An 11,325-nucleotide genomic window follows, 5' to 3' on the forward strand; every position below is an offset into this window, starting at 1 on the left:
TTACTCGGGCTACATTATACTATTTGGGGCGGTTGCCAAATACTTCCGTAGAAATTAGAAGTAAGAATTGAATGGTAAGAGGATAATGGTTTTTTAATGAGAGTAGTTTCTACATTAAAAATCCAAGTAACGGCAGGAGCTGAGTTTAGAACTTGAACAGCACAGCAATTGCAACTGCAAAATGGAGCACAAAGATCTAATCCTTTTTCGTGAGATTGATTATTCTTACTAACTATTTCGCTTGTATGCGCAATAGTCTCGTTTTCCAGCGTATCTGCACAAGGCAAGCACGATAGAACGACTAAGTAAATTGATAATATGAGGTTAATCCATTTCACGGCAGTAAAATTAAGGATAAAAATCTGATGTTTTAAAAAATAATTATATTTTTTAGTAGAATAATAACATAGTTTTAAAATACAACATTGAGTTCTCATTTAAGGAACTTCTATTTTCAGTTATCTAAAACTATTAAAAAACGAACCATGTAAGCTATGTAAGTTCATTTAAGAAAAACTTATTTTACTTATTATGTTTTGCTGCTGTTTGATTTTTATGTGTTAACTCGATTAGATCAATTCAAAATCCAGTAATTCGCTTTCTGTTCCATTTATAATTACAGACAATTGATGTTTTCCTAAATGAAATACACGTGTTGTAATTACTTTAAAGGATTGGTTTCTTTTAATTTTAACCAACTGATTAGGCTGATAAATGCGTTCACTAATTTTGAATACTTTTTTCGCCAAATGCCCTTTTGATTTTTGATAATAAATAGCATATTCTAAACGAACAGTCTTATTCTCAGAATTAGTATTGTTCAGTGAAAATTGGAATTCTAAGTATTCTCCAATTTTTACTTTAGGAGTGATAATTTCAAAATTAGATAATTCGATATTAGTACTCTCTAAGCCATAATGTTTTAAAATATCAGGATTACCTTGTTTTAATAAAGTACGGCAACCATGTTTGATAATAGCATCAGTTTCGGGGCTGATGTTTTGCCATTTGTTAGCAATGTCAAGTACAACTTGTGGATTGTCTTTTACGATATCGTTGAGGTTATTGGCAACACTACGACGAACATATTCTGATGAATCAGTTTTTAGATTTTCTAAAATAGCTAAAATAGGAGTAGGGTCTTTCTTTAAAGCAGGAATTGCCATTGCCCAAGGTAATCGAGAGCGTGACCCCTCACTAGCTAATCGTCTTACATGATGATTTTCATGTAATGACCATTTTGTCATTTCATCAATCATGTCCTCGGGATATTTAATAATAAACGGACGAACGGCAAACTCGCAACTTATAAATTGCGTAATCATTACAAAAGCTTTTGCGCTTGTTTTAAAATCATCAATACCGTATTTTTCTACGTAATCAGCAAAAAATATAAAAGCCAGATTTCCATCAGTAAAATTATTATTCTTTAGATTTTCGATAATATTTTCAATGGTTAAAACGGCTTCTCCAAAGTCATTAGGCATAAAATTATGCAAGACAATCGTAGTATGCTGCATGCGTTCTTTCCATTCTTTATTAGCAAAATCAGCATCAAAAATTTGTGTGATAAATTGTTGTTTATCAAAATCAGGAATGACTTTGGCAACGCAATTAGTAAAATTTTCGTAAAAAGCAACCGAGTAAATATCTTTAATTAATCCCATTTGATAATAATATTGAAGTTCAAAGGTATTTAATGTTTGTAATAAATAGGATTTTTTTTTAGCCATTAAGGCATTAAAATTAATAAAAGATAAAGCTTAGCTTTTTTGTCACAGACTTACATCATCAGTTCGGTATCTCGCTTGTCAAAGTCCTTTAACAAAAACACTTTCTTGATTCAAGACTGAAAGTCGAACAGACGAAATAAAGAGTTAGGTAGAATCAAAAAGAAGTACAATGATTTGCGTCAGTATTAGTTCATGAAATTCGTATTTTGGTTTTAGAGGTAAATGATAGAATTTATGCTGTTTTTAAATTTTCAAATCGTCTAAATTTTCAAATCCACAAAATATGTGCTACTTTAGCATTCTATTAAAATTCATACAAAATGATTAACGAAATACAATTTCAGAACGAGTTACAATTGCTTATTTTTAATGCAATTCGCGAAGATGTAGGCACAGGAGATTATAGCTCCTTAGCTTGTATTCCTGCCGATGCGCAAGGTAAAGCTAAATTGTTGGTAAAGGAAGATGGAATAATTGGAGGAGTTGCATTTGCTAAAATGATATTTAATTATGTTGATCCAAGTTTAAAAGTTGAAACGTTTATAGAAGATGGGACCCCTGTAAAATATGGAGATGTTGTGTTTCATGTTTCAGGAAGTTCACAATCGATTTTAAAATCGGAGCGCGTGGTACTGAATTCTATGCAGCGTATGTCGGCAATTGCAACTAAAACAAATCAATATGTACAGCTTTTAAAAGGTACAAATACTAAAATATTAGATACTCGCAAAACAACACCTAATTTTCGTGTTGCTGAAAAATGGGCAGTAAAAATTGGAGGAGGTGAAAACCACCGATTTGCACTTTATGATATGGTAATGCTTAAGGATAACCATATTGATTTTGCAGGCGGAATTACTCTGGCTATAGCCAAAACAAAAGCTTATTTAAAAGAAAACAAACTAGATTTAAAAATTATAGTCGAAGCTAGAAGCTTAGATGAGATTAGAGAAATTTTGCAAAGTGATGGTGTTTTTCGTATTTTAATAGATAACTTCAATTATGAAGATACCAAAAAAGCAGTTGCATTAATTGGAGATAAATGCCAAACAGAATCTTCAGGAAATATCAACGAAAAAACAATTCGTGAATATGCATTATGTGGAGTCGATTATATTTCTTCGGGAGCATTAACACATTCGGTTTATAATATGGATTTAAGTCTAAAGGCACTTTAAAAATTATAAACAATAATCCAGTAAGTATATGTCAGTAGAAATAGAAAACCGGCTAGATAGAGTGCCAGTAGTACGTTATCTCGTTCGTTTCTTAAAAAGTATAAAGCTGCCTTGGCTTGATGGTTTTTCATTGTATGACTTACTCGAATTATATACTATAGGTATTATTGAAGGAGCATTTTCATATCATGCAAGCGCAGTTGCGTTTAGCTTTTTTATGGCATTGTTTCCGTTTGCACTGTTTATACTTAATTTAATTCCGTTTATCCCAATCGAAGGATTTCAACAGGATTTTCTACAGTTTGTTCAACAGGGAGTTCCACCAAATACTTACGATGCGATTTATAAAATTATTAGTGATATCTTAAATAATAGTCATTCAGGATTACTTTCTTCAGGATTCTTTTTGTCGGTTTTTTTAATGTCAAATGGAGTTAACGGAATTCTGGGAGGTTTTGAATCATCTCGACATGTGCTGGATAAACGGGGCTTTTTTAGTCAATATCTTGTGGCATTGGCAATCTCAATTACAATGTCTATTTTGTTACTAGTAACAGTTGCTACAATTGTTGTTTTTGAGGTGCTTATTCAGAAAACAATGATTCAAGATGTGTTAAATGATAGTATTCCGCTTATTATTATGGGGCGTTATTTATTTGTAATCTTAATGATTTTGGTAACATCTTCTATATTGTTGCGTTACGGAACAAAACAATATAATAAAGTACCATTTATAAGTATTGGATCTGTATTTACAACAATCTTAATTGTGATATCTTCGTACTTTTTTGGGATTTGGGTTATAAAATTTTCAAAATATAATGAACTTTACGGTTCAATTGGTACATTATTAATACTAATGTTTTATATTTGGATAAACTGTATGATATTGCTTTTGGGATTTGAATTAAATGCCACAATCAGAAAGTTAAGACAAAAAAATAATAACATTTAGAAGCTATTCCTGCTTTCCGCTCTATCTTTATCCCTTAAAGAATCGGGATAAAGGATGTCGCTACAATCAGGGCTAAAAAAAAACAAACATCATGAAAAACTGGATCTTAACAATGGGCTTATTATTTTTGGTAATAGGCAATGTGCAAAGTCAATCTGTAATCGGAAAATGGAAAACCATTGATGATGAAACAGGCGAAGCAAAATCGATTGTAGAAGTGTATGAACAATCGGGAAAAATTTATGGTAAAATTATTAGAATTCTTCGTAAAGAGCATGTCAATGATGTGTGTAGTTTGTGTCCGGGAGCGAATAAAAACAAGCCGATTTTAGGAATGGTAATCATTAATGGCTTAAAGAAAGACGGTGATGAGTACAAAGGAGGAACTATTTTAGATCCAACAACAGGAAAAACGTATAAATGTAACATTACATTAGATGGTGTAGATAAACTAAAATTACGTGGATTTATTGGGATTTCTCTTCTGGGAAGAACACAATATTGGTCAAGAATTTAAAGGTTAAAGAAATTTAAAAATGCAAAATAAATTAATATTGCTCTTGCTGCTTATAGGATTCACAAAATCTTTTGGGCAAACAGAAAATAATAAATTACAAATAAGTCATCTTACGGGTGACTTTTATGTTTATAAAACCTTTCATGATTACAAAGGAACTCTAATTTCTGCCAATTCTATGTATTTGGTTACAGATAAAGGAGTGGTGTTGTTTGATGCGCCTTGGGATGAAACACAGTTTCAGCCATTACTGGATAGTATAAAAGCTAAGCATCATAAAGATGTTGTTGTACATATTGCAACGCATTCGCACGAAGACAGAGCTGGAGGTTTAGGATTTTATGGGCAAAAAGGCATAAAAACGTATACTATAAAACTAACAGATCAGATTCTTGAAAAAGAAGGAAAAAAGAGAGCTGATTTTATAATGCCAAATGATACTACATTTACAGTTGGCCAACATCGTTTTCAGGTATTTTATCCAGGAAAAGGACATGCGTCAGATAATGTTGTAGTTTGGTTTAATAAAGAGAAGGTTCTTTATGGTGGATGTTTTGTAAAAAGTACAGTTGCAACAGATTTGGGATATTTAGGTGATTCGAATGTAAAAGAATGGGAGGGATCAATTAAAAAAGTACAGGCAAAATTTAAAAACCCAATATATATTGTTACAGGTCATGATGATTGGACTAATACTCAATCGCTTAATCATACATTAAAATTGGTTAAAGAATATAATACTGCAAAAGCTTCGGAAAAGCTAGATAAAAAGTAAATTTGCTTTAAAATTACGCTAATTATAAACGAAAAATAATATTCTAAACGCTATTATTTTAAAACATATATATCTTTAAAATGCATTTTGTACAAGTCATTTTACCACTTTCATTAGCTAAAACGTTTACGTATCGTATTTCTGAAGTGGAGTTTAATTTCATTAAGAAAGGAATGCGGGTTGCTGTGCCTTTTGGTAAAAGTAAAATGTATACAGCATTGGTACTCGAAACACATCAGAATGAACCAACGTTGTATGAGGCCAAAGAGATTCACCAAATTCTTGACGAAAGACCAATTGCTACCGAAATTCAAATAAAACATTGGCTTTGGATTGCATCCTATTATATGTGCGCCATTGGTGATGTATATCGAGGAGCATTCCCAAGTGGTTTATTATTAGAAAGTGAAACGGTAATTACACATAAGGCAGGTGTTTTTGTAGATGAAACTACTTTAACCGATGAAGAATATTTAGTTTATGAAGCATTACAGCATCAGAGTTCGCTCAAGGTTCAGGATATTGTTGCTGTTTTAAATAAAAAAAATGTTTTCCCTATTCTTCAAAAATTAATAGATAAAGATATTGTTATTCTTGAACAGGAAATACAAGAAAGTTATAAGCCAAAGCTAGTTCGCTATGTAAAGTTACATAGCAAATATGATTCAAATCAAGGGTTAAATGAGTTGTTGGAGGTGCTTAAAAATGCAGCGAAACAAAAAGAAATTGTTTTGGCATATTTTCAACTGAGTGCAGTCGAGAAGAAACCAATTACGGTTAAGAAACTCGTTGAAGCATCGCAATCATCATCGGCGGTTGTAAAAGCGTTAATTGAGAAAGAGATTTTTGAAGAGTATTTTTTACAGCAAGACCGAATTAATTTTACAGGTAAAAGCACAGAAAAAGAACTGCAATTAAGTTCGGTTCAGCAAACTGCTTTCGAGGAAATTAAAAATAGCTTTATTGAAAAAGAGGTTTGTTTACTTCATGGAGTAACTTCTAGTGGTAAAACGGAGATTTATATTAAACTTATAGAAGAGTATTTAGCAACAGGAAGGCAAATTTTATATTTGTTGCCTGAAATTGCGCTAACAACACAATTGGTTACTAGATTGCGAGTTCATTTTGGGAATAAGGTGGCTGTTTTTCATTCTAAATACAGCAATAATGAGCGAGTTGAGGTTTGGGAACAGACTTTGTCGAATGTAGAAAATGCTCAAATAATAATAGGGGCGAGGTCGGCTTTGTTTTTGCCATTTGCAAATTTGGGTTTGCTTATTGTTGATGAAGAGCATGAGCAGACTTTTAAACAAGTAGACCCGGCTCCACGCTACCATGCACGCGATGCAGCAATTGTTTTGGCGAATTTTCATAAAGCCAAGGTGCTTTTGGGATCAGCAACTCCAAGTTTAGAGACTTATTTTAATGCGCAATCACAGAAATATGGATTGGTAACAGTTACTGAGCGTTATAATAATGTTCGAATGCCAGATATTACGTTGGTTGATTTAAAAGATAAGTATTTTAGAAAACGCATGACTGGGCATTTTAGTGATGTTTTAACTGAAGCAATTTCAGAAGCGATAACTTTAGGTGAGCAAGTTATATTGTTTCAAAACAGACGAGGATATTCACCTATTATAGAATGTATCACTTGTGGGCATGTGCCGCAATGCCAGCAGTGCGATGTGAGTCTTACTTTTCATAAACATAAAAATCAACTGCGTTGTCATTATTGTGGATATAGTATGGCAAAGCCAACAAACTGTCATAGTTGTTCTAGTATTGATTTAACTACCAAAGGATTTGGTACAGAACAAATTGAGCAGGAGTTGCTTGCACTTTTTCCAAATGCCAAAACAGGTAGAATGGATCAAGATACAACACGAGGTAAGTTTGGATTTGAGAAAATCATTGATAGTTTTAAAAATCGTGAGATAGATATTTTGGTTGGAACACAAATGCTTGCTAAAGGATTGGATTTTGATAATGTAAGTTTGGTAGGGATTATGAATGCCGATAATATGTTGTTTCATCCAGATTTTAGAGCTTTCGAGCGTAGTTTTCAAATGATGATGCAGGTTTCTGGGCGTGCAGGGCGTTCAGAGAAACAAGGTAAAGTTGTGATTCAGACTTATAATCCTAATCATAACACAATACAGCAGGTTACTAATAATGACTATGCAGGAATGTATAGGGAGCAATTATACGATAGATTAATTTATAGGTACCCACCTTATTTTAGGATAATTAAGTTAACGCTTAAGCATCGTGATTTTGATAGATTAAAAGAAGGTTCTATGTGGTTGTATCAAGTTTTGAGTCAGAATTTGAATATGCCAGTGCTAGGACCAGAGGAGCCTGCTATTAGTCGAATTAGAAATGAGTATATCCGAACAATTTTAATCAAAATACCACAAGAAATGCCTTTGGGAGGTACAAAAAAAACTATTCAGAAAATTCTGAATAGTTTTGAGGCTGTTGCGCAATATAGAGCGATAAAAGTAATTATAAATGTAGACTTTTATTAATGCTTTAATGAGTTATTGATAATGCGCGAACTAAGTCTTCTTTTTTATTTCGACTTAATGGAATTTTTGTAATACCGATTTCGGCAAACTTACTATTAAAGCGTTCTACTTTGTCAATATTTATAATATATGACTTGTGTACGCGAATGAATTTTTCTTTTGATAAATCATTTTCAAAAGATTTCATTGTTGAAAGAACTAAGTTACTATCGTCTTCGGTTACTACTCTTACATAGTCGCCAAAAGCTTCAATCCACTTAATTTTTGCAGTGAAAATTTTAAGTTTTTTGAGGTTGCTTTTGATAAAAATATGCTCGCCTTCATCTTCTTTTACATCGGTTCGTAAGGCATATAAGTCTAATGCTCTTTTAACAGAAGCATTAAAGCGGTCTATGGCTATTGGTTTTTGGAGATAGTCGGTAGCATCGTAATCAAAAGCCTTTAAAGCATATTCGGCCTTAGAGGTAATAAAGATTATTTGGGGCTTTGTTTTTAGGCCATCTAAAAAATCAAAACCATTTATAACAGGCATTTCGATATCTAAAAATATCAAATCAATATTATTTAAAGAGATACAGCTTCGAGCTTCGATTGCATTAGAAAAATCTCCAACCAAGTGTAAATTCGTATGATTATTGACTAACTTTGAGATGATGGTTCTTTGGATAGAACTATCGTCTACTACAACACAATTTAGTTTCATAACATTTAAATTTAGGGAATGTAGTAGTAAATATAGATTTATTTTTCTTTTAAACCTAGATTTTAGGCTTATTTTTTACCATACGTCGAATAAAAGCAAAAAAGTGTTGTATATATAAAATAATTGGTTACTTTTGCACCCAATTTTAACAAATAAATATTAGATTTATGAATCATTATGAAACTGTTTTCATTTTAAATCCCGTTTTATCTGAGGTTCAGGTGAAGGAAACAGTAACGAAATTTGAAGAATTTCTTACTAGTAGAGGAGCTGAAATGGTATCAAAAGAGGATTGGGGCCTAAAGAAAATGGCTTACGAAATCCAAAACAAAAAAAGTGGTTTTTATCACTTATTTGAGTTCAAAGTAGCAGGAGAAGTTCTAATTGCTTTTGAAACTGAATTTAGACGTGACGAGAGAGTTATGCGTTTCTTAACTGTAAGTTTAGATAAACACGCTATTTCTTGGGCTGAGAGAAGAAGAACAAAATTAAAATCTACAAAAGCTTAATTATTATGTCTACAATAGAGCAATCAGCAAAAGGAAAAAAAGACGGAGATATCAGATATTTAACGCCTTTAAACATCGAAACTAACAAAACTAAAAAGTATTGTCGTTTCAAAAAATCAGGAATCAAATATATCGATTATAAAGATGCAGATTTCTTATTGAAATTCGTTAATGAGCAAGGAAAAATTCTTCCTCGTCGTTTAACAGGAACTTCTTTAAAATACCAAAGAAAAGTGTCTGTAGCAGTTAAGAGAGCTCGTCACTTAGCTTTAATGCCATACGTGGCCGATTTATTAAAATAATATTAAACTAAAGTTGTTGGTTTCCGTCAAACGAACCTAACTTCTCAAATATAAGGACAACAACATGGAACTTATTTTAAAACAAGACGTACAGAATCTAGGATTTAAAGATGATGTAGTATCTGTAAAAGCGGGTTACGGTCGTAACTTTTTAATTCCTCAAGGTTTTGCTACTTTAGCAACTCCTTCTGCAAAAAAAGTATTGGCTGAAAACCTAAAACAAAGAGCACACAAAGAGGCTAAGATTGTTGATGACGCTAAGAAAATAGCAGAAGCATTGAAAGCTCTTGAAATTAAAATTTTCGCAAAAGCTGGTGGAGAGAAACTTTTTGGTTCTATCACTAACATAGATATTGCTGAAGCTTTGGAAAAAGCGGGTAACTCTATCGAAAGAAAATTTATTACTAGCGGTATCGTAAAACGTACTGGTAAATATGCTGCAAGCATTAGATTACACAGAGATGTTGTAGTTGAATTACCATACGAAATTGTTGCTGAAAAGTAATAGTTTTAATTTATAATATGAAATCCCGATGTAAATCGGGATTTTTTTTTGAATATTAAACAGGCTTGAAATATTTAATTATATTATAAAAGCCATAAATGTTTTAAAAATGAAATACGCAAGATTAACAAAAGAACAATTTGATGAATTAAATGCTGAATTTGCAAGCTTTTTAGGAACGCAGGCAATTGATAAGGCAGAGTGGGATTCGATCAAAATAAACAAGCCAGAGGTAGCTGAGCAAGAGCTAGATGTGTTTTCGGATTTAATTTGGGAAGGAGTTCTTTCTAGAGCTGAATTTTTAGAGCATTTTTCTAAAAATCATATTTTCCTGTTTCAATGTTTTGATACACATGTTCAATCTATAGTTTTGAAATCATTAGTCCCAGAAACGGATTTCTTAACTAAAGAAGGTTTACAATGGTTAAGCGATAATATGTTTACTGAAACTATTGAGATGAAAGTTGGTAAAAAAGTTTTTACTGATGATCGTAATGCTTCTATTTTTGAATTAATTCAACAAGGTGCATTCCTGAGCGATGGGCAATTGTTTAAACAAATAAATACGATTATAGAATCGTAATTATTGATCATTACTTTATTCAATAAATTAAGGGTTGATTTTATATTCTAATTAGTATATTTTTTACAGCCCATATTTCTTTAATGTCATCAGAATCAATAGTTGTATTTCTGAAAAAAGTATTATCGTTGCTTAAAGTAAAATTATTTTCCAAAGGACTATTATTAATTACTCTATTAATAATTAGTCCTTTTGTTTTGCTTATTATTACTGCGATGGCATTTTCTTCAATAGATTTTATATCTGTAATTTCACATACTACAAAAGAATTTGCATTTATAGTTGGGTTCATGTTATTGCTTACTATCTCAAATGCCCTGGAGATTTTGCTTTGTATAAAAGGAAAATGATATTGAGGTAAACTGCTTAATAAATCTTCATTTCCAAGACAATATTCAAATTGAAGCTCTCTTTTTATTAAAGGAGTATTGTTTACGATTATATTATTAACTTTTTCGTTGTAGCTTTTTTCTGAGAGTATTTTATTTAGGTCGATTTCGTGAAGATTGCAAATTGAGATTATTGCACTATAATCTAAAGTATCTCTTTTTTTCCATGTAGAGATAGTATTTGGTTTGATATTCAGTAGTTTAGATAGATCAATATCAGTATTTATTTGTAATGCCTTTTTTAATCTTTTTAAGATTAAATTCGCATTTAGTGATTTTTTCGCTTGCATATTCAAAAAAAGATTTTTACATTTATGAAATATTAATCATTGAACGACTGTTAATTAATCTTAACACTATCGATTAAATAGTTGAAAAAAGATTAATTACTTTATTTTTTAAGTTAATATCTTAAAAATTTAAAATCATTGCTCAAATCGCATAACGCCAAAACTCAGATATAATTCTGATTTAAGTATAAATAGGTTATTTTATATAGAATCAGGGATATTCTAATGTCAAATGTGGAGCAATATATAAAAAAATGATTATTTATTATTATTCTAATTTGTTTTTCTGTCATAAAATAATATAATACCACATAGTAGCATGAGGACTTTTAAAAAGAGTCTTTAAATAAGAAGA

Annotated in this window: 13 protein-coding genes; 9 read left to right on the plus strand and 4 right to left on the minus strand. The window is 31.3% G+C overall.

All coding sequences use genetic code 11. The features are described from left to right. Positions 1–14 precede the first annotated feature (14 nt). Both EAG11_RS03750 and EAG11_RS03755 read right to left on the minus strand, forming a co-directional pair. Entirely contained in the window at positions 15–338 is a 324-nt protein-coding gene (locus tag EAG11_RS03750) for a DUF6660 family protein (RefSeq protein WP_129537971.1), read from the minus strand. 231 nt (positions 339–569) lie between these two features. Beyond that, positions 570–1,733: a DNA alkylation repair protein gene (locus tag EAG11_RS03755; protein WP_242499257.1), complete on the minus strand. Its 1,164-nt coding sequence runs from the start codon at positions 1,731–1,733 to the stop codon at positions 570–572. A gap of 320 nt (positions 1,734–2,053) precedes the next feature. Here EAG11_RS03755 and nadC point away from each other — a divergent pair, with 320 nt between their 5' ends. From nadC to priA, 5 genes are all read left to right on the plus strand, one after another. Beyond that, the gene (nadC, locus tag EAG11_RS03760) at positions 2,054–2,911 is read left to right on the plus strand and encodes a carboxylating nicotinate-nucleotide diphosphorylase (RefSeq protein ID WP_129537972.1); all 858 of its coding nucleotides are present in this window, start codon (positions 2,054–2,056) and stop codon (positions 2,909–2,911) included. Positions 2,912–2,939: 28 nt separating this feature from the next. Continuing rightward, positions 2,940–3,866, plus strand: coding sequence for a YihY/virulence factor BrkB family protein (locus EAG11_RS03765; RefSeq protein ID WP_129537973.1), 927 nt, complete (start codon positions 2,940–2,942; stop codon positions 3,864–3,866). Between the two features lie 91 nt (positions 3,867–3,957). After that, on the plus strand, positions 3,958–4,383 hold the full coding sequence (locus EAG11_RS03770; RefSeq protein ID WP_129537974.1) for a DUF2147 domain-containing protein: 426 nt from the start codon (positions 3,958–3,960) through the stop codon (positions 4,381–4,383). A 19-nt stretch (positions 4,384–4,402) separates the two neighbouring features. Beyond that, positions 4,403–5,158 (plus strand): subclass B1 metallo-beta-lactamase, encoded by a 756-nt coding sequence (bla-B1-FLAV, locus tag EAG11_RS03775; protein WP_129537975.1) that lies wholly within the window; start codon positions 4,403–4,405, stop codon positions 5,156–5,158. Positions 5,159–5,238: 80 nt separating this feature from the next. Further along, positions 5,239–7,689, plus strand: coding sequence for a primosomal protein N' (gene priA, locus EAG11_RS03780; protein ID WP_129537976.1), 2,451 nt, complete (start codon positions 5,239–5,241; stop codon positions 7,687–7,689). Between the two features lie 4 nt (positions 7,690–7,693). Here the strand turns inward: priA and EAG11_RS03785 are convergent, their stop codons facing one another. Further along, positions 7,694–8,392 carry a LytTR family DNA-binding domain-containing protein gene (locus EAG11_RS03785; RefSeq protein ID WP_129537977.1) on the minus strand — a complete coding sequence of 233 codons (699 nt, stop codon included), beginning with the start codon at positions 8,390–8,392 and terminating at the stop codon, positions 7,694–7,696. A gap of 167 nt (positions 8,393–8,559) precedes the next feature. Here EAG11_RS03785 and rpsF point away from each other — a divergent pair, with 167 nt between their 5' ends. From rpsF to EAG11_RS03805, 4 genes are all read left to right on the plus strand, one after another. Then, on the plus strand, positions 8,560–8,901 hold the full coding sequence (gene rpsF / locus EAG11_RS03790) for a 30S ribosomal protein S6 (RefSeq protein WP_035628733.1): 342 nt from the start codon (positions 8,560–8,562) through the stop codon (positions 8,899–8,901). Between the two features lie 5 nt (positions 8,902–8,906). Further along, entirely contained in the window at positions 8,907–9,203 is a 297-nt protein-coding gene (rpsR, locus tag EAG11_RS03795) for a 30S ribosomal protein S18 (RefSeq protein ID WP_002987043.1), read from the plus strand. 64 nt (positions 9,204–9,267) lie between these two features. Further along, entirely contained in the window at positions 9,268–9,708 is a 441-nt protein-coding gene (gene rplI, locus EAG11_RS03800) for a 50S ribosomal protein L9 (protein WP_035628732.1), read from the plus strand. A 109-nt stretch (positions 9,709–9,817) separates the two neighbouring features. Then, on the plus strand, positions 9,818–10,291 hold the full coding sequence (locus tag EAG11_RS03805) for a DUF6495 family protein (protein WP_129537978.1): 474 nt from the start codon (positions 9,818–9,820) through the stop codon (positions 10,289–10,291). A 40-nt stretch (positions 10,292–10,331) separates the two neighbouring features. On the opposite strand, the gene EAG11_RS03810 is transcribed toward EAG11_RS03805, so the two are convergent. Then, positions 10,332–10,970 carry a helix-turn-helix domain-containing protein gene (locus tag EAG11_RS03810; RefSeq protein ID WP_164998654.1) on the minus strand — a complete coding sequence of 213 codons (639 nt, stop codon included), beginning with the start codon at positions 10,968–10,970 and terminating at the stop codon, positions 10,332–10,334. Between the last annotated feature and the right edge of the window lie 355 nt (positions 10,971–11,325).

Source organism: Flavobacterium sp. 140616W15 (genome assembly GCF_003668995.1).
Lineage (GTDB): Bacteria > Bacteroidota > Bacteroidia > Flavobacteriales > Flavobacteriaceae > Flavobacterium.

Coding starts and splice junctions, on each gene's coding strand:
- EAG11_RS03755 (WP_242499257.1), bottom strand. CDS start 1,733: ATGGCTAAAAAAAAATCCTATTTATTACAAACATTAAATACCTTTGAA.
- bla-B1-FLAV (WP_129537975.1), top strand. CDS start 4,403: ATGCAAAATAAATTAATATTGCTCTTGCTGCTTATAGGATTCACAAAA.
- nadC (WP_129537972.1), top strand. CDS start 2,054: ATGATTAACGAAATACAATTTCAGAACGAGTTACAATTGCTTATTTTT.
- priA (WP_129537976.1), top strand. CDS start 5,239: ATGCATTTTGTACAAGTCATTTTACCACTTTCATTAGCTAAAACGTTT.
- EAG11_RS03785 (WP_129537977.1), bottom strand. CDS start 8,392: ATGAAACTAAATTGTGTTGTAGTAGACGATAGTTCTATCCAAAGAACC.
- rpsF (WP_035628733.1), top strand. CDS start 8,560: ATGAATCATTATGAAACTGTTTTCATTTTAAATCCCGTTTTATCTGAG.
- EAG11_RS03805 (WP_129537978.1), top strand. CDS start 9,818: ATGAAATACGCAAGATTAACAAAAGAACAATTTGATGAATTAAATGCT.
- EAG11_RS03765 (WP_129537973.1), top strand. CDS start 2,940: ATGTCAGTAGAAATAGAAAACCGGCTAGATAGAGTGCCAGTAGTACGT.
- rpsR (WP_002987043.1), top strand. CDS start 8,907: ATGTCTACAATAGAGCAATCAGCAAAAGGAAAAAAAGACGGAGATATC.
- rplI (WP_035628732.1), top strand. CDS start 9,268: ATGGAACTTATTTTAAAACAAGACGTACAGAATCTAGGATTTAAAGAT.
- EAG11_RS03770 (WP_129537974.1), top strand. CDS start 3,958: ATGAAAAACTGGATCTTAACAATGGGCTTATTATTTTTGGTAATAGGC.
- EAG11_RS03810 (WP_164998654.1), bottom strand. CDS start 10,970: ATGCAAGCGAAAAAATCACTAAATGCGAATTTAATCTTAAAAAGATTA.